This window comes from Antarctobacter sp., assembly GCF_965277915.1.
Taxonomy (GTDB): Bacteria; Pseudomonadota; Alphaproteobacteria; order Rhodobacterales; family Rhodobacteraceae; genus Antarctobacter.
Map to the genome: position 1 here is coordinate 2,142,004 of NZ_OZ255849.1, position 22,826 is coordinate 2,164,829.

The following is a 22,826-nucleotide window of genomic DNA, read 5'->3' on the forward strand; positions in this document are numbered from 1 at the left end:
GATGCGGCCCCTCACCCAGGCGGCCTTGTGGTCCCTCGCCCTGCCTGCGGTCCACGCACCCGCCCACGCTGCGGTGGATACCTTCGACTGCACTCTCAGCCGGGACAGCACCCGCATGAAGCTGCGGTTCGACCTCGACCCGGCGAGTTTCGCGCCGCCTGTCGATCCGGCCGATCCTCCGCGCCGGCGCGTCAGCCGCGTCCGCATGGGAGAAGCTGAGTTCGAGGCCGAGGCAATCCTGGGCCAGGACGGCTCTCACGGGTTCTGGGCCGCGACGCGGGGCGCGTTGATGACGGTGGCGCCGGACGGCACGGCCCGCATGAGCGATCACGGGGAACGCCCCTGGCAGGGGCAATGCAAGGAGATCGGGTAATGCAGAAACTGGTACTGGCCCTCGCGCTGGCAGGATGCGCGGGCGCGTCCCTGGCCGATATCATCGAAACCCCGGGCGCCTCCCTAATGTCCTGCAACTACACCGTGGAATGTTTCGACGAAGAGGCCTGCACCTTTGCGCAGTTCGGACATGACGTCGACCTGCCCAAGCAAATGCCTGGCGAGGCCGAACTGGTCCTGGGCACGGGCCCGGCGATGGGCACGGCCCAGGTGGTGAACGACGTGCTGGTGATCTTTGCGCACGATGGCTACGGCAGCTACCTGCTCAGCCAAACGCCCGAAGGACTGGCCAAGCTGAGCGTGCAGTTCGCCGATCCGCTGACCGTCGTCACCTATCACGGCGAATGCGTGGTGACCGAGTGACCGCTCGCAATCCCATCAAGACCATGACAAGAGCCGCCGGGCCAACCGCGCGGCCGACCAACGAGGGCAACGACTGATGGATTTTCTCAACGCCATCGTGGCGCTATCCAACTTCGTGATCATCCCGGCGATGGCCTATGGCAGCCAGCTGGCGCTTGGCGCGCTGGGGGTCACGCTGATCTATGGCATCCTGCGGTTTTCGAATTTCGCGCACGGCGACACGATGGCCTTCGGCACGATGGTGGTGATCCTGTTCACCTGGCTTTTCCAGTCCTGGGGCATCAGCCTCGGCCCACTGCCGACCGCGCTCTTGGCGATCCCTTTCGGCATCGCGGGCACCGCCGCGCTGGTACTGATCACCGACCGGGGCATTTATCGGTTCTACCGGGGGCAAAAGGCGAAACCCGTGGTCTTCGTGATCGTCTCGATCGGCGTGATGTTCATCTACAACGGGCTGACCCGATTTATCCTGGGCGCCGACGACCAGCGTTTTGCCGATGGTGAACGGTTCATCATCAATGCCCGCGAATTCAAGCAGATGACCGGGCTCGACGAAGGTCTGGGCATCAAGACCACGCAGGGTCTGACCGTGGTGACGGCCATCATCGTCGTGGCGCTGCTGTTCTGGTTCCTGAACCGCACGCGCACCGGCAAATCCATGCGCGCCTATTCCGACAACGAGGACCTGGCGCTGTTGTCGGGGATCAACCCGGAACGTGTCGTCATGGTGACATGGCTGATCGTGGCGGCACTGATCACCGTGGCGGGCACGCTTTACGGGCTCGACAAGTCATACAAGCCCTTCACCTACTTCCAGCTTCTGCTGCCGATCTTTGCCTCGGCCATCGTCGGCGGTCTGGGCAGCCCGCTGGGCGCCATTGCCGGCGGTTTCGTCATCGCCTTTTCCGAGGTGGCGATCACATATGCCTGGAAAAAGGTGCTGGTCTACCTGATGCCCGAGGCGCTGGAGCCCTCCGGGCTCGTCCAACTCATGGCCACGGAGTACAAGTTCGCGGTCAGCTTCATGATCCTCGTGGTGGTGCTGCTCTTCAAGCCCACGGGCCTGTTCAAGGGGAAATCGGTATGAGCCAGTCGATCCGCACATATGCGCTGTTCGCGCTCGTCGCGCTGCTGATCATCGGCACGGGCCTTCTGCAAGGTTGGGACCTTGCCCTCGTGATCCTGAACATGGGGCTGGTCAGCGCCATCATGTCGCTTGGGGTGAACCTGCAATGGGGCATCGCCGGGCTGTTCAACGTCGGTGTCATGGGCTTTGTCGCGCTTGGCGGCATGGCCGTCGTGCTAGCCTCCGTGGATCCGGTGGCAGAGGCATGGGCCGCAGGCGGCGCCCGCGCGATCCTTGCTCTGGTCCTTGGGGCCGCCACCATCGTCGCCACGGTCCTCGCCTGGAAAAAGACCAAGAACCGCTGGCTGACCGCCGCCATCCTGATCGCGGGTTTCGTGATCTACCGCATGGTGCGGGACCCAGGCGTCGACGCCATCGAGGCGGTCAACCCGGCAGGCACCGGTTTCCTTGGCGGCCTTGGCCTGCCGGTGGTGATCGGCTGGATGGTCGGCGGGCTGCTGGCGGCAGGCGCGGCCTGGATCATCGGCAAGACGGCCCTCGGCCTGCGTTCGGACTACCTGGCCATCGCGACGCTGGGGATCTCCGAGATCATCATTGCCATCATGAAGAACGAGGAATGGCTGACCCGCGGCGTCAAGAACGTCACCGGCCTGCCGCGCCCGGTGCCCGATGCCATCGACCTGCAGAACGATCCCGGCTTCGTCGAACGGGCCGCGAACCTTGGCTTTGACCCGACCGCCGCCTCGACGCTCTACATCAAGATCGGCTACGGGCTGATGTTCGCCGCGGTGCTGATCATCCTTCTCGTGCTGGCGCAACTTGCGCTGAACTCACCCTGGGGCCGGATGATGCGCGCGATCCGCGACAACGAAACCTCGGCCCGCGCGATGGGCAAGGACGTCACCTTCCGCCATCTGCAGGTCTTCATCCTTGGCTCGGCGATCTGCGGCATCGCCGGCGCGATGATGACCACGCTGGACGGTCAGTTGATCCCGACGTCTTATCAGCCGCTGCGCTATACCTTCCTGATCTGGGTGATGGTGATCGTCGGCGGTTCGGGCAACAACCTGGGCGCGGTCCTGGGCGGATTCCTGATCTGGTTCCTCTGGGTTCAGGTCGAGGTACTTGGCCCCGGCTTCATGACCTGGATCACCGGCGCGCTGCCGGACGACTCGGGCCTCAAGGCGCACCTTCTCGACAGCGTGCAACACATGCGTCTGCTGACGATGGGAGTGATCTTGCTGTTGGTGCTGCGCTTCTCGCCCCGGGGATTGCTGCCGGAACGCTGAGGCACCTTGCCTGACCCGACAAAGGCCCGCGCCGCGTGGTGCGGGCCTTTTTCTTGGCCCCCCGCGACAACGATCCCATGCTAAAGTCGTAGGGCCTGCGGCAGCCTGACCACTATCGCCACGTCACGAAAAAGATACATTTGATATTTGGCGGACACGAAGGAGTGACCAAGATGGACTGGCACGAGCTTTCAGCCAACTGGGATAGCATGTTCGGCAAACTCAAACGCCGTTTTCCCGCGATCGACCGGAACAGCCTGTCCAGGGCGCCCCGGGATCGCCGGGAGCTGACCCATCATATCGCGGACATGCACGAACTGACCCTGCACGAGGCACATGATGCCCTGGAGGAATTCATGGACCGCGAAGCGCTGGCACGGCGGGCGAGCGAACTCGAAAGCCGTTGAGGCAGATCAGGCCAGCGACGTCACCCAGAGGATCGTCGCATCCTCTGGTGAGACCGAAACGACGTTGTGCCCCATCGTGGCGTCGTAGTAGGCGCTGTCGCCGCGCTTCATCTCGATGGGTTCATAGAACTCGGTGTAGAGCGTGATGACCCCGGTGAGGACAAAGAGAAATTCCTCGCCGTCGTGACGCACCCAACCGTCGAACTCCTCCATCCGCCGCGCACGCACACGGGCACGGTAAGGCAGCATCTTTTTCCGGGTCAGGGTCTCGGCCAGCAGGTCGTGTTCGTAGGTGGCTGTCGCGTGGCGCTGGCCCTCGCCCGAGCGGGTCACGACCATGCGGCCATTGACCTTGTCCTGCTGTGGCGGCGTGAATAGCTGAGGCACAGTGATCTCAAGCCCGACCGCCAGTTTCTTGAGCGCGTCATAGGTGGGCGACATCTGCCCGTTCTCGATCTTGGACAAGGTGGATCGTGCGAGGCCGGCCTGTCGCGCTGCCTGTTCCAGCGTCCAGTTGCGTTCCTTGCGCAGATCGCGCACGCGCTGACCCAGATCGAGCGGTTCGGCCTGGGGTGTCTCGCCGCTGTCACGGGCGATGCTGATGAGGGTCTTTGGATCACGCGACATGGGCTCTTGCTATAGGCCGCGCCCCCTCCTTGTGCAAGCGCCCCTCTTGCAGGTCCCCGCGCCGCGGTCTAGGCGATGGGCATGACCCTGGATGCCTCGCTTTTCGACGAGGGGCGCTTTGACCCCTGCCCCGCTCCGTTCAACCTGGCTAAGCATGTGTTGACGGCAGGGGCCGCCACCCCCGACAAGATCGCCCTGTCGGTGGTCAAACCCTCGGGCGCTCAGCGTTGGTCCTATGGAAAACTGATTGCGGCAGTGCGTGGGACGGCGACCGGCCTCTTGCGGGCGGGGCTGGAACCGGGGGACATCCTGTTGATGCGGTTGGGGAACACGGTGGACTTCCCGATCGCCTACCTTGGCGCGATCGCGGCCGGCGTGGTGCCGGTGCCGACATCGTCACAGCTGACCGCGCCGGAAGTGACCCGGATCATCGAGCATCTTGCGCCAAAGGCCATTCTTCGTGCCGAAAACATCCCCTGCCCGGAGACCGATCTTCCGGTCTTCGGACCTGGCGACTACGAGTCCTGGCACGATCTGCCGCCGGCGGACTACCAGATGGGGAATCCGGACCGGCTGGCCTATATCATTTACACTTCGGGTACGTCCGGCACGCCCCGTGCGGTGGGTCATGCCCACCGCGCCATCTGGGCGCGGCAGATGATGATGGAGGGTTGGTATGGCCTGCGCGCCGAAGACCGCCTGCTGCATGCCGGCGCCTTCAACTGGACCTATACACTTGGCACCGGGTTGATGGATCCTTGGACACTGGGCGCCACGGCGCTGATCCCGGCGGCAGGCACCGATCCGGCGCAACTGGCGCTCTTGATGAAACGGTTCGAGGCGACGATCTTTGCCGCCGCGCCGGGTGTCTTTCGACAGGTGCTGAAATTCCCGGTGCCCGAGATGCCCGCCTTGCGCCATACGCTGGCCGCAGGCGAAAAACTGTCCGAGGCGTTGAGGGACCGCTGGCGCGAGGCCACGGGAACGGAAATCTACGAGGCCTACGGCATGTCGGAGTGCTCCACTTTCATCTCATCGGCCCCCGGTCGGCCTGCCCTGCCCGGCACGCTGGGCCGGCCACAACCGGGCCGCCGCGTCGCGATCCTGGGCGAGGACGCCGCGCCAGTCCCCCTGGGGACCGAAGGCACGATCGCCATCGACCGTCATGACCCCGGCCTGATGCTGCGCTATGTCGGCGCGCCCGAGGCAACGGCCGAGAAATTTCGCGGCGACTGGTATCTGACCGGCGACCGGGGCGCGATGGATTCCGAGGGAAACATCACCTATCTTGGCCGTGACGACGACATGATGAATGCGGGCGGCTACCGCGTCTCGCCGCTGGAGGTGGAGGCGGCGCTTGCGGATCTTCCAGGGGTCACCGAACTGGCGGTGACGGATATCGCGGTCAAGGAGGACGTGCGCATCGTTGCCGCTTTCTATACAGCCGATGCGGAATTGGACGAAGGGGCCCTGAAAGCCGCAGCCGCTGAACGGTTGGCCCGCTACAAGTGCCCGCGCGCCTTCATCCGCATAGACACGCTGCCACGCAATCCGAACGGGAAACTGCAACGCAAGGCGCTCAAGGATCACGTGCTGGACGGTTAAGGGCAATCGCCCTGGCCGGACAAGCCGTGTAATCAGTAGCTCAGGGAGGCTATCATGATCCAGCTCGACATCTTCTCCGACCCGATCTGCCCCTGGTGCTACATCGGCAAGGCCTACCTTGACCGCGCACTGGAGGCGAACCCGGACCATCCGTTCCAGGTCCGCTGGCTGCCCTTCATGCTGAACCCGGAGATGCCCGCCGCCGGCATGGACCGGCGCGCCTATCTCGAAGGCAAGTTCGGTGGTCGGGAGGGCGCGGTGCAGGCCTATCTGCCGGTCGAGGAGCACGCGGCCAATGCCGGTTTGACCATGCACCTGGACCGGATCGAAAAGACACCGAACACCGTCGACGCCCACCGTTTGATCCACTGGGCAGGGATCGAGGGGCGGCAGACACCCATCGTCTCGGCGCTGTTCCGAGCGTATTTCGTCGAGGGGCGTGACATCGGCGAGGCAGAGGTGCTGGCCGATGTGGCCGACAGCCTCGGCATGGATGCCAGCCTGGTGCTGCGTCTGCTGGCCTCGGACGAAGACCGGCGCGAGATCGTGGAACGCGATGCGGCGGCGCGCGGCATGGGCATCAACTCGGTCCCGACCTTCATCGTCGCGGGGCAGCACGCGGTCCCGGGTGCCCAGCCGCCGGAGCTGTGGAACCGGGTCATCGAAGAATTGCGCACCGGCGTCGATCCGGAAGCATGACGCGGCTGCGCTTTCTGACGCTTGCGCTGACGCTGGCGGCGATCATCGCCGCCGGCACGGTCTTTTTCCGCCTGGTCGAGGGGTGGTCCTGGCTGGACTCCTATTTCTTTTCTGTCGTGACCCTGTCGACCGTGGGTTACGGTGAACTGGTGCCGCAGACACCTGCGGGCAAGATCGGCACGACGGTCTTCATCCTGCTGGGGTTGGGCATCTTCGCCGTGGCGATCCAGCAATTCGGGGTCTTTGCCATGCGCAAGCGTGAGGAACATACCGAATGGCTCATCGCGCGCCTGGGCAGCGACACGGATGCCGCCAACAGGGATGACTCGCCCGAAAGCATCGAAAAGGCGTCAAGAGAGCAATAGTTTCCCGCTCCGAGTGCACGAACGGCCTTCGGTCTGTGCGTCAGATCACCGAACTTGGCCTTTCAATCGCGGAATGTTCGGATATAGCTGGGATTTCGAGGAAGGGCGGATTGGCCCTTTTTCCCGAGTCCCGAGGTTTCCATGTCAAGTCTTCCCAGTAGAGGCGAGTTCATCGCCATTGTTGCGATGCTTTTTGCCAGCATTGCCTTTTCCATCGACGCCATGCTGCCCGCATTCCCCGAGCTGACGGCGCAATTCTCGCCTAACGATCCGAATCGGGTGCCGCTTATCGTCACGATCTTCATGCTGGGCATGGGAATGGGCACCTTCTTTACCGGTCCGTTGTCGGATGCGTTTGGACGCAAGGCCGTGGTGCTGGGCACCGCCGCCCTGTATATCCTGTCCGCCCTCGGCGCGCTGCTGGCGCAGAGCCTGGAAATGCTGCTGTTCGCACGCTTCATGCAGGGGCTTGGCGCCGCCGGGCCCCGTGTCGTGGCGCTGGCCATCGTGCGTGACCTTTATTCCGGGCGGGCAATGGCGCGGATCATGTCCTTTGTCATGGTGATCTTCACCATCGTTCCGGCGCTTGCCCCGACGCTGGGGGCCGGACTGATCTGGTTTGGCGGTTGGCAATCGGTGTTCTGGGCCTTTGCGATCTTCGCGACGCTGTCCAGCGGCTGGTTGGCGCTGCGCCTGCCAGAGACCCTGGCCGTCGAAGACCGGCGCCCTTTCCGCTTTGGCGCACTGAACGAGGCGCTGCGCGAAATGGTGTCACATCAGGTCGTCCGGCAATCCATGATCGCCCAGATGCTGTGCTTTGGCGCGCTGGTGGTGATGATCTCGAACATCCAGCCGATCTATGACACCTTCTTTGACCGCGCGGGCAGTTTTCCCCTGTGGTTCGGCGGGATCGCCATCCTTTCAGCCTCGGCCAGCCTGTTGAACGCGGCTCTCGTGATGAAGATCGGCATGCGCAGGATGGTGACGATCGTCCTGACGGTCGAGGTCATTCTGAGCGCATCGATGACCTTGGTCCTGCTTGCCGGCATCGAGGGAACCGCGCTGTTTGCCTGTTTCGTGATCTGGCAGACCTCGATCTTCTTCATGATCGGCCTGACGATGGGCAATCTCAATGCCCTGGGGATGGAGCCGATGGGCCATATCGCGGGGCTGGCCGCCTCGGTCATGGGGGCGCTTGGCACGGTCGGGGCGGTCATCCTTGCGGTGCCGGTCGGTCTTGCCTTTGACGGGACACCGCTGCCCGTGGTCGCCGGGATCCTGGTTTTTCTGGTCGGTGCGCTCTGGATCATGGCCCGAATGGCCAGCCGCGAAGAGATGCAACAACCGGCCGAGTAAGCCGCCGCATCCAGACATCGCCGCCCGATTGGGCGGCGATCCTGTTTCGTCACAGGCTCACAAGACGAATTCCCGTTTCCGCCCCCTACCGCCATTGGTCCCCCGGGCAGTGATCGGCTAGAGAGGCAGGGAACTGCCGCCAGCCAACATGGGAATCGTAGGATGACGAAGATCAAGGTCGACAACCCGATCGTCGAGATGGACGGGGATGAGATGACCCGCATCATGTGGGACTTCATCAAGCAAAAGCTGATCCTGCCCTACCTGGACCTCGACCTGCTGTACTACGATCTGGGGATCGAAGAACGCGATCGGACCGAGGACCAGATCACCATCGACGCCGCCGAAAAGACCAAAGAGGTCGGCGTGGCTGTCAAATGCGCCACGATCACCCCGGACGAACAGCGCGTCGAGGAATTCGGCCTGAAAAAGATGTGGAAATCGCCCAACGGGACGATCCGAAACATCCTGGGCGGTGTGGTGTTCCGCCAGCCGATCATTTGCCGCAACGTGCCGCGCCTCGTGCCCGGCTGGACCTCTCCGATCGTCGTCGGACGCCATGCATTCGGCGATCAGTACAAGGCCACGGATTTCCATTTCCCCGGCGCCGGCAAGCTGACGATGAAATGGGAAGGCGCCGACGGCGAGGTGATCGAGCGCGAGGTCTATGACGCGCCGGATGCGGGCGTCTACATGGGCATGTACAATCAGGACGCCTCGATCCGCGACTTTGCGCGCGCCTCGCTGAACTATGGTCTGAACCTTGGCTGGCCAGTCTACCTGTCGACCAAGAACACCATCCTCAAGGCCTATGACGGCCGTTTCAAGGATCTCTTCCAAGAGGTCTACGAGGCCGAGTTCGAGGAGAAGTTCAAAGAGGCCGGTATCTGGTACGAACATCGCCTGATCGACGACATGGTCGCCTGTGCCCTGAAATGGAACGGGAAATTTGTTTGGGCCTGCAAGAACTACGATGGGGATGTCCAATCCGATACCGTGGCCCAGGGGTTCGGCAGCCTTGGCATGATGACCAGCCAGTTGATGACACCCGACGGCAAGATCGTCGAGGCCGAGGCGGCACATGGCACCGTCACTCGTCACTACCGTCAGCACCAGGCCGGACAGTCGACCTCGACCAATTCTATCGCCTCGATCTATGCTTGGACCGGCGGTCTGAAGCACCGCGCCAAGCTGGATCAGAACGTCGCCCTGCGGGCCTTTGCCGAAACGCTGGAACGCGTCATCGTCGAGACCGTCGAAGCCGGCCACATGACCAAGGACCTGGCGCTGCTTGTCGGCCCAGACCAGGGCTGGCTGACCACGATGGGCTTTCTCGAAAAGATCGACGAGAACCTCAACAAGGCTCTGGCCGGTTGATGCCCGTTTCACGGGCAAGTGGTGCGGGCGCAGAAATATCTGCGCCCGTTTGACTTGCCAAAGGCGATGCCGACGGGCATCGGACCTGCATGACCATTCTGTCTCAGCCCCCTGCCGACCGTCACAGCCTCTGGGAAGATGCCCTGGGCTTGATCGTTGGCACCTGCATGATGGCGCTGGCGATCATGTTCCTGACATCCAGCGCGCTGATCACCGGACAGATCGCGGGCCTTTCGCTGATCGTCAGCTATGCGGCGGGATGGTCCTTTGGGGCGGTTTTCTTCGTTCTGAACCTGCCTTTCTACATTCTTGCCGTCCGGCAGATGGGGTGGCGCTTTACCCTGCGCACCTTTGCCGCCGTCGGTCTCTTGTCGCTGCAGACCGAGTATCTGCCCACGGTCCTGCGGCTGGAGCCAGTTCATCCGTTGGTCAGCGCCGTGCTCTTTGGCCTGCTGGCCGGGTTGGGCCTGATCGTGCTGTTCCGGCACGGTGCAACGCTGGGCGGCGTGGGAATCGTGGCACTGTGGTTGCAGGATACGCGCGGCATTCCCGCAGGAAACGTACAGTTGGGATTTGACCTCTGTGTCTTTGCCCTGGCGCTGGCGATCTTCGACTGGATGACCGTGGCAGTGTCGCTGACGGGCGCGGTGATCCTGAACCTGATGGTGACGATCAACCACCGCCGCGACCGCTACGTGGCCCGTTCCTGATCATGGCTCAAGGAGCGTGTGAAGACGCGCTTTTTCAACAGGTTACCTGCACCTCCTCACCCATCGCCTGCACCCTGAAACGCCCCCGGCCTTCAGCCCCGGTGGAAAAAGGGTTGCACCGCTGCTGCACCGTCACCTGCCAAACCCATCGTTGGCTTGGAAGAATCCGCCCCAAGGGGCTATGACTTGGGTTGCTGCCACGCGACAGGCCCCGGAGTCCCTCATGAAATCTGCTCTTCTTTCCCGTTTCCTCCTGCCCGCGCTTCTTGCCTCCGCCTCGCTTGCGCCGCAGACCGGCCAGGCGGGCGAGATCACAACCGCGCCCGGCGCGCATTTCGACTGTGCGGCGACGCTGACAGGCACGATCCAACCCGGCGATCTTGGGCGAATCCAGTCACTTGACATGCGCGCTTTTGCCAATGGGGACCGACCGCTCTGCCTGGACAGCCCCGGCGGTTCCTTTGGTGAGAGCCTCAGGATCGCGGATTTCCTGCAAGAACGCGGTATCCCCACCGCTGTCGATGACGGTGCGGAATGCCTGAACGCCTGTGCGCTTGTCCTGCTGGGTGGCAGCCGCCTGACGCGCGACGCCGGGCCGGTGCCGAACAAACGGATGCATCTGAACGCAAATGTGGCATTTGGGGGCCTGCACCTGCCCATCGCACAGCAGACCTATACCCCCGATCAGGTGGCCGAGGTCTATGGCGCCGCAATGCAGGCAGCGAGCGCATTCACCGCGCGGCTCGACACGCTCGACATTCCCACCGATCTTGCCGCCCAGATCCTTGCCCTGACCAGCAACGAACAATTGGCAGTCGACCGCGTGGACGAGGCCCGCGCCCTTGGTCTGCAACTCGAAGGATTCGAGGCCCCCAGCAGCCTGAGCGACACGATGGTGACGCGCTCCTGCATCCAGTCCAACCGGGATTTCGACCCGGATCACACCAGCCCGGGGCGGTCCGTCTACGATCACCGTGTTCTGCGCGAACAGGGTGCGACGGCGCATCGCAAGGCCACATACATCGTCGAGGCGATCATCGACGGCGTTCCGTCCTGGCTTGGTTGCCAGGTGGAACTGAACACTTCCCCGCCCGCCGAAGGACAGACTGCCGCCGCGCTGCGTCTGCGCACCAGTCCGGACTGGACCTCGGGCGGCAATCCGACGCTCTTTCAGGTGCACAAGGCCCTTCTGCCGCAAGACTGGACCGGCGTGCCTTTTCGCGATTTCTGGAAGCTGATTCCAGAGAACCAGACCCTGGCCGAGGCGCGCAAGATGACCGCGCCGGATGCCAGTTCTTCGATCATCGTGTCACCCGTTCGCGACCTGCCGGCCACCACGCTGGGCACAGAAGCCGCGCTTGGCCTGCTGTTCGACGACCGGCAGGAAATACAGAACCGCCTCACGCTCTTGGGGTTTGACACCCGCGGCGCCGACGGGATCTTTGGCCCCGGAACCCGTGACGCGATGCGCGAATGGCAGCGCAGCAACGGGCTGGAGCCGACCGGGTTCCTGGATCGTACGCAACTGGACATGCTGAACCGGCAGAGCGCCTCGCTCTACGGCGTCTTTGCCGAGGAACAACGGCGCGAGGAAGAAGAACAGGAACGGCTGCGCAACGCCCCTGCCCCGGTCTTCAACCCGCCGGCCTCGGCCGATGCGCCCGCGCCGGAACCAGAGGGACAGCGCGTCCGGGTCTGCCAGCGGACGATCTTTGGCGAACTGGTGAACTGCCGGATCGAATTCCGCTGACCTCCTGACCCGCTGATCTGCAAAGAAAAACGCGCGGCGACCAGAGGCCGCCGCGCGCCGATGTCATGCCCCGGGGACAGGGGCATGGTCCAAGCCGATCAGGCGTCGTTTGCCGGGATCAACCCGTCGGCGCGGGCCGTGTCCAGCTCTTCGGCGCTCAGCAGGCCGTCGCCATCGGCATCCGCCTGGGCATAGTCGTCCTGCGAGACGTCCGGGTACATGACCTGCACCTCTTCCAGCGACACCATGCCGTCACCGTCGGTGTCGAGCGCCACGTCGCCCTCCATGTCCTGCGCAAAGGCGGGAAGGGTGAACAGGGCCAGTGCGGCGCCGGTCAGGATCTGCGTTTTCATAGTCTTTCCTCCATGAGTGGTTGGTTGGAAGTGAGCCAAACATGGGACGAGTTTTTCCCCGCTTCGAGGTCTTGCGGCCAGCCGCTTGAAAACACGCGGCAAACTGCCGGAAATGCTGCTTCGCGCAAGCGGACCTTGGCCGGCGCCAAGCCGCACGCGGGACCCCGCATACAGGGCACGCGCATTCCGGCATGACACCGCCGAAGACGCTCTCCGGGGGTCGTTGGCGGGAACCTGCCCGCGCCGATGTCAGGGAAAAGAAAGGGGGCGTCCCTTTGGGGAAAGGACGCCCCGAGTTTCGCGTACAAGGCTCATCTGATTCACCGCCCGTGTCTTTTCTGCCTGCGGCCTTGTCAGCGTCTGGGGCCAGCGCACCGGCCCCTGGAACGGATGGCGGGACGGGACTCCCGGACCACCCTAACCACGCGGGGTCACTGGCAACGTGTCCCCGCATCACCCCCCCAGGGGTGTCTCTTCAGGCGCTCCGCCGGTCCTCGACCGGCAGGGCGCCAAGCGTCCGGAAATAGGCAATGCCCGTGGTCATGTCGAAGCGGTGGACCGTCAGGTCGAACCCGCTGCCGTCATGCGCGACGGCCCTCAGGGGCGCCTCGCTGCGCATTGCCGTCCCGATGAAGCGCGTGGGCATTGCAAAGGACCCGGCGCCGCGGTGATCCGGACCATCCGGGATCACGTTGACCGTGAGGGTCATGGGATCGCTGAGTATGCCATCCCATTCAAGCACGCAGTCCATCCGGAAGGACGCCATTCTCTCGCTCCTCAGCTGCAGCCCGAGGTCGCGCCGCAGGTGTTGCACTTCATGCAGGTGCCGTTGCGCACCAGCGTGTAGTTGCCGCACTCGCCGCAGGCTTCGCCCTCGTAGCCCTGCATCTTGGCCTTGGTGACCGCCGTCATGGCCATCGCCGAAGAGGCAGAGCCGCCGGACTTCGGTCCCGCCGCGGTGGCGGGCACCAGGGTCCGCAGCACTTGATCGGGGTCTGTCCCAGCTTCCAGCGCGACAGTCGCCTGGCCACCCTGCAGCACCACCAGTTCCTGCGGCAGACGCTTGCGAAGGTAGCCGGTCGAGCTGATCTGCTTCAGCACTTCCAGGCTGCGGCTGGCGGCGGTTTCCGACAGTTCCTGGACGTTCGACACGCCCTCTTCCTCGCCCCGGCCAAGGTCGTCAAAGCTGGCGCCCTCGGGTTTGACATGGGCCAGGTCAGTACGGTCCAGGTAGGACACGGCCAGTTCGCGGAAGATGTAATCAAGGATCGACGTGGCGTTCTTGATCGAGTCGTTGCCCTGTACCATGCCCGCCGGTTCGAACTTGGTGAAGGTGAAGGCGTCGACGAATTCCTCCAGCGGCACGCCATATTGCAGGCCGACCGACACGGCGATGGCGAAGTTGTTCATCATTGCACGGAAGCCGGCGCCTTCCTTGTGCATGTCGATGAAGATCTCGCCAAGGTTGCCGTCCTCGTATTCGCCGGTCCGCAGGTAGACCTTGTGCCCACCGACGATCGCCTTTTGCGTATAACCTTTGCGACGTTCGGGCATCTTGGTGCGGCCGGCACGGGCCACTTCCTTGATCACGACCTTTTCGACGATCTTCTCGGCCAGGACCTGTGCCTTTTCGTGCTGCGAGCCGCTTTCCAGCACTTCCGCCGCCTCGTCGTCATCCTCGACCAGCGCGGCCGCCAGAGGCTGCGACAGTTTCGAACCGTCACGGTAAAGCGCGTTCGCCTTGACCCCCAGCGACCAGCTGAGTTCATAGGCCTTCTGGCAATCCTCGATGGTCGCATCGTTGGGCATGTTGATCGTCTTCGAGATCGCGCCCGAGATGAAGCTTTGCGCCGCCGCCATCATGGTGATGTGGCTGTCGACCGAGAGGAAGCGCTTGCCCTTCTTGCCGCAGGGGTTGGCGCAGTCGAAGACCTTGAGGTGTTCCTCTTTCAGGTGCGGCGCCCCTTCCAAGGTCATGGTGCCGCAGACATGGTCGTTCGCCGCCTCGATGTCGGCCTTGGAAAAGCCCAGGTGCCGCAGCAGGTCAAAGCTGGGATCGACCAGTTTCTCCGCCGGAATGCCCAAGACGTCGCAGCAGAACTCCTCGCCCAGTGTCCACTGGTTGAAGACAAAGCGGATGTCAAAGGCCGAGGCCAGCGCGCTTTCCACCTTTTCGATCTGCGCCGGGCCGAAGCCGTGGCCGATCAGGGCGGTGTGGTTGATGCCCGGCGCGTTGCCCAGCGTCTGGTGGCCCACCGCATAAGAGATGATCTCTTCGATCTGGCTGGAGGTGTAGCCGAGGTTCTCCAGGGCGCCGGGGACAGACCGGTTGATGATCTTGAAGTAACCGCCGCCGGCCAGCTTCTTGAACTTCACCAGGGCGAAATCGGGCTCGATGCCGGTGGTGTCGCAGTCCATCACCAGGCCGATGGTGCCGGTCGGCGCGATGACCGAAACCTGAGCGTTGCGGTATCCGTGCTTCTCGCCAAGGCTATAGGCCTCGTCCCAGGACGACATGGCCAGGTGCACCAGGGCCTCGTCCGGGCAGTTCACAAGATCCAGCGGCACCGGCTTGACCGCCAGCTTGTCATAGCCTTCCGACGCGCCGTAGGCAGCGTTGCGGTGGTTCTTGATGACACGCAGCATGTGCTCGCGGTTGCGCTCGTAGCCCGGGAAGGCGCCCAGCTCACCGGCGATCTCTGCCGAGGTCGCATAGGACGTTCCGGTCATGATCGCGGTGAGCGCACCGCAGAGCGCACGGCCCTCGTCCGAGTCGTAGCCGTACCCCATGTTCATCAGCAGGCCGCCGATGTTGGCATAGCCCAGACCCAGCGTCCGGAAATCATACGACAGCTGCGCGATTTCCTTCGACGGGAACTGTGCCATCAGAACCGAAATTTCCAGCGTCAGGGTCCACAGGCGGGTGGCGTGGATATAGCCCTCGGCTTCGAAACGGCCGTCCTTGAGGAAGGTCAGCAGGTTCATCGAGGCCAGGTTGCAGGCCGTATCGTCGAGGAACATGTACTCGGAACAGGGGTTCGAACCGCGGATCGCGCCGTCTTCCGGGCAGGTGTGCCAGGCGTTGACGGTGTCGTGGAACTGGATGCCCGGATCGGCACAGGCCCAGGCCGCGTGGCCCACCTGCTCCCAGAGGTCGCGCGCCTTGACAGTCTTGGCGACCTTGCCGTCGGTGCGACGGATCAGTTCCCAGTCGGCGTCGTCCTTGACCGCCTTGAGGAAGGCATCCGTGACGCGGATCGAGTTGTTGGAATTCTGGCCCGAGACCGAGGCGTAGGCTTCGGAGTCCCAATCCGTGTCGTAGGTCGGGAACTCGATCGAGGCATAGCCCTGCCGTGCGTAGTCGAGCACGCGCTTGATGTAGGTCTCGGGGATCATGGCGCCCTTGGCCGCACGGATGGCCGCCTTCAGGGTCTCGTTGCTCTTGGGATCATATGCGTCGGCTTCATCGCCGTCCCAGACACGGATGGCCTCGAAGATGCCGTTCAACATCTTCTCGTGCATCTTCGAGCCGGCGACGATGGACGCCACCTTCTGCTCTTCCTTCACCTTCCAGTTGATGAATTCTTCGATGTCCGGGTGATCGGCGTCGCAAATCACCATCTTCGCTGCTCGACGGGTCGTTCCGCCGGACTTGATCGAACCCGCGGCGCGGTCGCCGATCTTGAGGAACCCCATCAGGCCGGAGGACTTGCCTCCGCCTGACAGCGCCTCGCCCTCGGCACGCAGGGAGGAGAAGTTCGTGCCGGTGCCAGAACCGTATTTGAACAGGCGCGCCTCGCGCACCCACAGATCCATGATACCACCTTCGTTCACCAGGTCGTCCTGAACCGACTGGATAAAGCAGGCATGCGGCTGCGGATGCTCATAAGCCGACTTGGATTTCACCAGCTTGCCGGTTTTGTAATCGACATAGAAATGCCCCTGGCTGGGACCATCGATGCCATAGGCCCAGTGCAGGCCGGTGTTGAACCACTGCGGGCTGTTCGGCGCGGCCATCTGGGTGGCCAGCATGTAGCGCATCTCGTCGAAATAGGCCTGGGCGTCTTCCTCGGTCGTGAAATAGCCGCCTTTCCAGCCCCAGTAGGCCCAGGCGCCTGCCAAGCGATCAAAGACCTGGCGCGCGCTGGTTTCTCCGGTGCGCGGCGTGTCCTTCGACGCCGGGACAGAGCGCCACAGGAATTCCGGCACGCCTTCTTCCTTGACGCGCTTCAGCTCGGTCGGAACCCCGGCCTTGCGGAAATATTTCTGTGCGATCACGTCGCTGGCCACCTGGCTCCAGCCCGCGGGCACTTCCAGCTGATCGAGCGCAAAGACAGTGGTGCCGTCAGGGTTACGGATTTCCGACTTGGTGGTGACAAAGTCGATTTCGGCGTAAGCGTCCTGACCGGCCTTGGTGAATTTGCGTTCGATTTTCATCCCGGATGCCCTTAAAGTGTGTCCCGTTTTTTCGTGCCGGTCGGCAAGGCAAAGGACAAAGGCACCCTCCCGCGGTTGCCACGCGGGCCGAGGTCCACGCCCCGTTCAGATCCATGTTGTGCTTGTCTGTCCCTTGCCGCCGCCCACTACATCTAGTGGCTGTCGCGATCGGCCTACACAAAATGGCCCTGACGGACCGGAGTCGTCAACGCGTTTTTTTAAGATATCTACATATATTTTGTGTTGACCAAACGGCACTCTACTAGGGGCGGTAGGGGGTCTCCGATTCATCCCGGATCTGTTAATAATTTCCGAATTCCCGCAAACCGTGGAAATACAAAGAGAGACGGCAGTTTATGCACAAATGCTTGTGGATAACTTCGCGGATGACGGCTTAAATGGTTAATCTTTGTTAACTTCTCGGATGACCACCGATGTTGCAGTTCGAACACGCACAACACGCCAATTCGCGGAACAGCGCCCCAGCCCCACCACATCTAGTGTGGTGACCGATTCTTTGGCAGGCGGCAAAGAAAGGCGCCCGGGCCGCTGGCCCGGACGCTTGTGGTCGTGGCAGAACGCTGTGCTCAGACCAAGATCATCTCGCCCGAGACCTGCGCCAGTTGCGTATCTTGCAGCGTGACGGTCACATCCTGGTCCATGAAAACCACATCGTCACCCTGCTGCATCATCTGTCCGATGGCCGCATCCGCATCCACGTACCCAAAGGCGGTGAAGTCCAGCATGTCCCAGGATTCCAGGTCGGTCACAATGTGGCTGCTGCCCGTGTCGGTGCCAAAGACGAAGGTGTCCGACAGGTAGCCGCCCGACAGGATGTTGGTACCCCCGTTGCCCGCAATCACGTCATTGGTGCCCTGGGCATCGACCCAGTCTTCCAGGTCCGAAGCGCTGCGCATCTGCATTTCTGGGCTTTCCGAAAAGCCCAGAAGGACATCGGCCCGGGATGCACCTGCCTCCAGCTGGCCGACCCAATGCGCCAGACCACCGGGATCCGCGCCGCGATCAAGGGTGTTCTGGTACATCGCCCGAACGAAGTCCTCGTTTGTGCCGCCGCCAAAGACGGCGTTGAACTCGGGCGAATTGGCGAAACCGTTTGCCGCCGCGCTCAGGCCGAAAGAGCCCGATCCGATTCCGGTCGCCCAGGATTCAAAGCCGGGACCATCCGGGTTGCGGTCAAACGCGGTGACATACAGGCGATAGATCTGGCCTGTAATCCCTTCGATATCGCCGGAAAACATGCCATCGCCGAAGATCATGTCATCGCCGCCACCACCGCCGATGTTGTCCGCGCCCATGTTGCCGAACAGCATGTCGTCGCCCCCTGCCCCGCGCAGGATGTCATCGCCGCCGTCACCATAGGCCACGTCGGCCATGATCCCGGTCTGGGCATTGGGCAAACCCTGGTCGCTGTCCGACCAGGACCCGGTGTGGATCTCGTCGTTGCCCGCGCCACCGTGGATCGTGTCCATTCCGTCGGCCATCGCGTCAAAGGTCGATCCGGTCGCCTCTGCGGTGCGGCTGTCGTCGTCACCGGTCAGGATCTCGTCGCCCGCGCCGCCCATGATCATGTCGTTTCCGGCACCACCCGCGATGCCGCCGTCATAGTCGGCCAGCGTCAGCCCCCCCGAGGCGCCCGCATCGGCGGTGTTGGGACCATTGACGTCCATCTGGCCCGAATCCAGCATGTCGTCGCCGGCATTGCCCTCGAGGATGTCGGCGCCAAGGCCGCCCATCAGCGAGTCATTGTCCGCGCCGCCGGTGATCGTGTCGTTGCCCGCCAGACCGTCGACCATGTCATCCCCGGGCCCGGCGTCAAACATGTCGGGGTTGGGGGTCAGGACAACCGTGTCACTTGCGGTGTCGCGGTGCTCTGCCAAGACGGCAAGGGCCTCTGCCCGGGTGGCGACCTCGATGTCCCCGGCTGCGGCCGGTAGGATGCCGATATAGCCGTTCGTGCCGCCGGCGACCTCACCGCCCGTGCCCATGCCGATACCATCTGGAATCTCGACTCCGTGCAGCACGATCTCACGCAGTTCCAGCGGCATCAGGTCGGAAGCAAGGTAATCGGTCATCGTGACCGGGCTGAAGAAGTTGCTGTTGTCGCCGAGGTCATAGCTCTGGACGAAGGAGATTCGGCCCGAGGCGTCCGCCATCGGCATCATGCCGTCCATCGACAGCGGCAGGATCACGTCGCCATACTTGCCTACCCCTTCGAGTACCTCGACCATGCCATCACGGTCCAGGTCGTCCGCGATGGTTGGTGCCACGGAATCGATCGGCGCGCCCGTCTCGTCGAAAAGACCGTGAATGTGTTGTGCATGGGTCTGCGACGGTGTCAGCCCGGTGGCCGAGATCGCGACATTCAGATAGGCCGAGCCATCGTCGTCGGTGACCATCGCCAGCACTGCGGTGCCCTCCACACCCGAACTGTTCAGCGCGCCCAGATCTACGGTCCAGAAGGCATCCGCCTGATCCAGAAACGTTTCGAATGAATCGTAATTTGAAGCCAAGTGGGCCATGAAAACTTCCTCCTGTCGCTTTTCGCGTGATCGAAGTCACGATTCAGGAATCAGAAAGTTTCATTGAGCCGAGGAATTTCAGCTCAGCCGAAGCGCCAGAGACCTTGATCGCGTCGGGATCGATAGCGCCGCGCGGAAATAGTTCATTTAGAACCAGCGATTACAGGAAGTGGTCGGGGCGGCGAGATTCGAACTCACGACCTTCTGTACCCAAAACAGACGCGCTACCAGGCTGCGCTACGCCCCGACGGTCCGTGCGGTCTAGCCGCACGGAACGGGCTTGAAAAGCCCCTTTTGCAGATCAGCAGGGCCAGGCGGCGCGGCGGATCGCCGGGTGACGCATTTGCGCCCCTTCCTGGATCCCTAGCATCCGGGCGTAGCCGCCGTTGATCTCCAGGACAAACTGGATCTGTTCCCCTCCGGGGATCGACGTCTCGTCATGCGGCTTGGCGTTCTCATGCACATGGACGACCACCCCCCGGCTATCCGCAAAGATGATGTCGAGCGGGATGAAGGTGTTCTTCATCCAGAAGGCCACCGGCTGCGGCGCCGGGTAGATGAACAGCATGCCCTTGCTTGCCGGCATGGACTTGACGTTCATCAGCCCCTGCGCCCGGCTGTCGGGCGTATCGGCCACATCCACGTTGAAACGGGCCAAGGCGTGACCGCCGCGCACATAAAGCGTGTCCTCACGGCACGCGCCGACGCGGTTGTCCGGGTCCTTTACCTTGGTCGGCTCCGGCGCGGCATCGGCCAGCGGTTCGTCGCCGATGGGCAGGATCGGGTCGATCAGTGGCGGCTTTTCATCGGAGGGTTCCTGTGCCGGTTCGGGCTCGCGGGCCTCTTCTGCGGGGGCCGAGGGATCGGGGGTCACCCGCGCGACGGGTTCGCCTTCGTCCGGAGCACCCGGAACGGGATCCGGCACGGGCGCCTCGGCGACGGGATCTGCCGGCGCCGGGCCGTCCCCGACCGGCGCGGCGTCCGGTTCCGTGTCCGGAGCCGCTTGGGCCGACGGTGGCGGCGGCGCGGTTTCCTGTTCCAGAATGACAGAGCCTTCGTCCTGGCTCCAGGCGGGCCACGCAACCAGCGTGGCGACCATACTCAACGCGACAAGGCGCTTTCCCATGCGTTCACTTCCATCGCCATGCGTCCGCGCTTGCCCTCGACCACGCGAATTGCCAGGGCCTCGCCCGGTTGCAGATCCGCGAGGCCCGAGCGGCGCAAGACCTCGATATGAATGAACACATCTTCCGGTTTTCCGAAGACATTTGCAAACCCGAAACCCTTGGCCTTGTCGAACCACTTGACGCGTGCCGGTTCCAGCGGCGCCTGGGCCATGATCTCGGGATCGAGTTGTTCGAAATCCGCAAGCGGCGCGCTTTCCGGGGCTTCGGGCGGTTCCACCTTCAGCACCTGTGTCGCCTGAACACCCCGTTCCGTGCGCTGGACCGTGATTTCTATGCGGGCGCCGTCCGCGACCGAACTCTGTCCGAAATTTCGCAGGACATTGGCGTGCAGAAGAATGTCCGGACCCCCCGTGTCCGAAATCACAAATCCGAAGCCTTTGACCGGGTCAAACCATTTCACCCGTCCAGAGATCGCCTCGTTTTCAGTATCCTCTCGTGTCAACGTCGTTCCCGATTGTACAAACTTATCCCCATTAGAATTCTTGAAACAAAGCCCTCTCGCAGCGCAAGCCCGGAGAATTGTCCTTTTTTGTGTCAGATAGGTGGGCGATGCCCTAAAAATCCCGGTGAACAGGCCAGCTATTTGCCTGATTCCAATATGGTTCACGGATTGAGACGGTCAACAGTCCAGGGGGAGGACATATCCTTTCGCGCCCAGCGAAACCTGTCGTGAAGGCGGAACGCCCCGTCTGCCCAGAACTCGATTTCTACCGGACGGATTCGATAACCGCCCCAGAAAGGCGGGCGCGGCGGGTTGGCCCCATGCCGGGCGGTGACACGAGCCACCTCGGCCATGAGGGCGGCGCGGCTGTCCAGCGGATGGCTCTGGCGGCTGGCCCAGGCGCCAAGTCGGCTCTTGATGGAGCGCGAAGCATAGTAATCGTCGGCCTGCGGCCCCTCTTCCTTTTCGACAAGACCGCGCACACGCACCTGCCGGCGCAGGGATTTCCAGTGCATGACGAAGGCCGCCTTGCCCGCCTGGTCGATCTCGGAAGCCTTGGCGCTTTCGTAGTTGGTATAGAAAACGAAGGCATCCGCCTCGATATCCTTGAGAAGGACCATCCGCGCATTGGGCAGACCGTCTGCGTCTACCGTCGACAGCGCGATGGCGTTGGGATCGTTGATCTCCTTGTCCTCGGCCTCTTCCAGCCAGTTGCGGGCGATCTGAAAGGGGTCGTCGCCTGCGAAAATCCCGCTGCGGTCGCTCATCGTCGTGCTCTCCTTCTGTCCGTTCCGGGCCGGACGCGCCGGAAATGTGACCTGTGTCGTGCCGGATGCAAGCCCCGTTTTGGGTACACGGCAGGCTTGATGGTCCCGGACCGATCGCCTAAAGGTCGCTCCATCGACGATCTGGCGGAAAGGGCGCTCATGTCAAACCAGTTGATGGCGGGAAAACGCGGTCTGATCATGGGCCTGGCCAATGACAAGTCAATTGCCTGGGGCATCGCGAAGGCCTGTGCCGACGCCGGCGCCGAACTGGCCTTTTCCTACCAGGGCGAGGCGTTGAAGAAACGCGTCGATCCACTGGCCGGGCAATTGGGATCGGATTTTGTCCTGCCCTGCGACGTCAGCGACGAGGACTCGATCGACGGGCTGTTCGACGGACTTAAGGAACGCTGGGACAGTCTGGATTTCATCGTCCACGCCATCGGCTTTTCGGACAAGTCCGAACTGCGCGGTCGGTATGTCGATACGTCCAAGGACAACTTCGCGATGACGATGGACATCTCGGTCTACAGCTTCACCTCCGTGATGCAGCGGGCCGAGAAGATGATGACCAAGGGCGGCAGCGCGGTCACGCTGACCTACTACGGCGCCGAACGGATCATGCCGCACTATAACGTCATGGGTGTTGCCAAGGCCGCGCTGGAAGCATCGGTCCGCTACCTGGCCGAGGACCTGGGCAAGGACGGCATTCGCGTCAATGCCATCAGCGCCGGGCCGATCAAGACGCTCGCCGCCAGCGGCATCGGCGATTTCCGCTACATCATGAAGTGGAACGAATACAACTCGCCCTTGCGCCGCAACGTGACGATCCAGGACGTCGGCAATTCCGCGCTCTACCTGCTGTCCGATCTGGGCGCGGGCGTGACCGGAGAGACGCATCACGTCGACGCGGGCTATCACGTCGTCGGCATGAAAGCGGTCGACGCGCCGGACATCACCAAGGGCTGAGCGCCCTGCCCGTCTGACAGACAGGACGGGACAGAAACCCGGCCCCGGCCCCCGTGCCGGGGCTTCTTCGTTTGACATCGCGGCAGTGCTCTGACGTTCTGATCCC

21 protein-coding genes and 1 tRNA gene are annotated in these 22,826 nt (G+C 63.0%); 13 read left to right on the forward strand and 9 right to left on the reverse strand.

The window, feature by feature from the left end; translation table 11 throughout:
* Position 1: 1 nt before the first annotated feature.
* The 5 genes from ACQY5B_RS11275 to ACQY5B_RS11295 all read left to right on the forward strand — a co-directional run bounded on the left by ACQY5B_RS11275 (position 2) and on the right by ACQY5B_RS11295 (position 3,539).
* A complete protein-coding gene (locus ACQY5B_RS11275; protein WP_305971390.1) occupies positions 2-373 on the forward strand; it encodes a hypothetical protein in 372 nt (123 codons plus the stop codon).
* Entirely contained in the window at positions 373-756 is a 384-nt protein-coding gene (locus tag ACQY5B_RS11280; RefSeq protein ID WP_305971389.1) for a hypothetical protein, read from the forward strand. The genes ACQY5B_RS11275 and ACQY5B_RS11280 overlap by 1 nt, the downstream gene beginning before the upstream one ends.
* A 76-nt stretch (positions 757-832) precedes the next feature.
* Positions 833-1,843, forward strand: a complete 1,011-nt coding sequence (locus tag ACQY5B_RS11285; protein ID WP_305971388.1) for a branched-chain amino acid ABC transporter permease — start codon at positions 833-835, stop codon at positions 1,841-1,843.
* Positions 1,840-3,132, forward strand: a complete 1,293-nt coding sequence (locus ACQY5B_RS11290; protein ID WP_305971387.1) for a branched-chain amino acid ABC transporter permease — start codon at positions 1,840-1,842, stop codon at positions 3,130-3,132. The genes ACQY5B_RS11285 and ACQY5B_RS11290 overlap by 4 nt, the downstream gene beginning before the upstream one ends.
* 173 nt (positions 3,133-3,305) lie before the next feature.
* Positions 3,306-3,539 (forward strand): hypothetical protein, encoded by a 234-nt coding sequence (locus ACQY5B_RS11295; RefSeq protein WP_305971386.1) that lies wholly within the window; start codon positions 3,306-3,308, stop codon positions 3,537-3,539.
* Between the two features lie 6 nt (positions 3,540-3,545).
* Here the strand turns inward: ACQY5B_RS11295 and ACQY5B_RS11300 are convergent, their stop codons facing one another.
* Positions 3,546-4,166, reverse strand: a complete 621-nt coding sequence (locus ACQY5B_RS11300; protein WP_305971385.1) for a helix-turn-helix domain-containing protein — start codon at positions 4,164-4,166, stop codon at positions 3,546-3,548.
* An 81-nt stretch (positions 4,167-4,247) separates the two neighbouring features.
* Here ACQY5B_RS11300 and ACQY5B_RS11305 point away from each other — a divergent pair, with 81 nt between their 5' ends.
* The 7 genes from ACQY5B_RS11305 (at position 4,248) to ACQY5B_RS11335 (ending at position 12,028) form a co-directional block, all read left to right on the forward strand.
* The gene (locus ACQY5B_RS11305) at positions 4,248-5,771 is read left to right on the forward strand and encodes a class I adenylate-forming enzyme family protein (RefSeq protein ID WP_420325207.1); all 1,524 of its coding nucleotides are present in this window, start codon (positions 4,248-4,250) and stop codon (positions 5,769-5,771) included.
* A gap of 54 nt (positions 5,772-5,825) precedes the next feature.
* Positions 5,826-6,470 carry a DsbA family oxidoreductase gene (locus ACQY5B_RS11310; RefSeq protein WP_420325206.1) on the forward strand — a complete coding sequence of 215 codons (645 nt, stop codon included), beginning with the start codon at positions 5,826-5,828 and terminating at the stop codon, positions 6,468-6,470.
* Complete coding sequence (locus ACQY5B_RS11315) at positions 6,467-6,835, forward strand: potassium channel family protein (RefSeq protein WP_305971382.1); 369 nt, start codon at positions 6,467-6,469, stop codon at positions 6,833-6,835. The genes ACQY5B_RS11310 and ACQY5B_RS11315 overlap by 4 nt, the downstream gene beginning before the upstream one ends.
* A gap of 141 nt (positions 6,836-6,976) precedes the next feature.
* Positions 6,977-8,191: a multidrug effflux MFS transporter gene (locus ACQY5B_RS11320; RefSeq protein WP_420325205.1), complete on the forward strand. Its 1,215-nt coding sequence runs from the start codon at positions 6,977-6,979 to the stop codon at positions 8,189-8,191.
* 162 nt (positions 8,192-8,353) lie between these two features.
* Entirely contained in the window at positions 8,354-9,568 is a 1,215-nt protein-coding gene (locus ACQY5B_RS11325) for an NADP-dependent isocitrate dehydrogenase (RefSeq protein ID WP_420325204.1), read from the forward strand.
* An 89-nt stretch (positions 9,569-9,657) separates the two neighbouring features.
* Positions 9,658-10,278 carry a YitT family protein gene (locus tag ACQY5B_RS11330; protein WP_305971379.1) on the forward strand — a complete coding sequence of 207 codons (621 nt, stop codon included), beginning with the start codon at positions 9,658-9,660 and terminating at the stop codon, positions 10,276-10,278.
* A 223-nt stretch (positions 10,279-10,501) separates the two neighbouring features.
* Positions 10,502-12,028, forward strand: coding sequence for a peptidoglycan-binding protein (locus ACQY5B_RS11335; protein ID WP_420325203.1), 1,527 nt, complete (start codon positions 10,502-10,504; stop codon positions 12,026-12,028).
* A 98-nt stretch (positions 12,029-12,126) separates the two neighbouring features.
* Here the strand turns inward: ACQY5B_RS11335 and ACQY5B_RS11340 are convergent, their stop codons facing one another.
* The 8 genes from ACQY5B_RS11340 to pdxH form a co-directional block, all read right to left on the reverse strand.
* Positions 12,127-12,381, reverse strand: a complete 255-nt coding sequence (locus tag ACQY5B_RS11340) for an EF-hand domain-containing protein (RefSeq protein ID WP_305971377.1) — start codon at positions 12,379-12,381, stop codon at positions 12,127-12,129.
* Between the two features lie 475 nt (positions 12,382-12,856).
* Positions 12,857-13,147, reverse strand: a complete 291-nt coding sequence (locus ACQY5B_RS11345) for a hypothetical protein (protein WP_420325202.1) — start codon at positions 13,145-13,147, stop codon at positions 12,857-12,859.
* 11 nt (positions 13,148-13,158) lie between these two features.
* Positions 13,159-16,818, reverse strand: a complete 3,660-nt coding sequence (locus ACQY5B_RS11350) for a vitamin B12-dependent ribonucleotide reductase (protein WP_420325201.1) — start codon at positions 16,816-16,818, stop codon at positions 13,159-13,161.
* 587 nt (positions 16,819-17,405) lie between these two features.
* Complete coding sequence (locus ACQY5B_RS11355; protein ID WP_420325200.1) at positions 17,406-19,358, reverse strand: DUF4214 domain-containing protein; 1,953 nt, start codon at positions 19,356-19,358, stop codon at positions 17,406-17,408.
* Positions 19,359-19,528: 170 nt separating this feature from the next.
* Positions 19,529-19,605 (reverse strand) — tRNA-Pro (locus ACQY5B_RS11360).
* Between the two features lie 54 nt (positions 19,606-19,659).
* Positions 19,660-20,484, reverse strand: coding sequence for a DUF192 domain-containing protein (locus ACQY5B_RS11365; protein WP_420325199.1), 825 nt, complete (start codon positions 20,482-20,484; stop codon positions 19,660-19,662).
* A complete protein-coding gene (locus ACQY5B_RS11370) occupies positions 20,460-20,987 on the reverse strand; it encodes a cold-shock protein (protein WP_305971373.1) in 528 nt (175 codons plus the stop codon). The genes ACQY5B_RS11365 and ACQY5B_RS11370 overlap by 25 nt, the downstream gene beginning before the upstream one ends.
* Before the next feature lie 161 nt (positions 20,988-21,148).
* Complete coding sequence (pdxH, locus tag ACQY5B_RS11375) at positions 21,149-21,754, reverse strand: pyridoxamine 5'-phosphate oxidase (protein WP_420325198.1); 606 nt, start codon at positions 21,752-21,754, stop codon at positions 21,149-21,151.
* A 159-nt stretch (positions 21,755-21,913) separates the two neighbouring features.
* On the opposite strand from pdxH, the gene fabI reads away from it, so the two are divergent.
* A complete protein-coding gene (gene fabI, locus ACQY5B_RS11380) occupies positions 21,914-22,720 on the forward strand; it encodes an enoyl-ACP reductase FabI (protein WP_305971371.1) in 807 nt (268 codons plus the stop codon).
* Positions 22,721-22,826 lie beyond the last annotated feature (106 nt).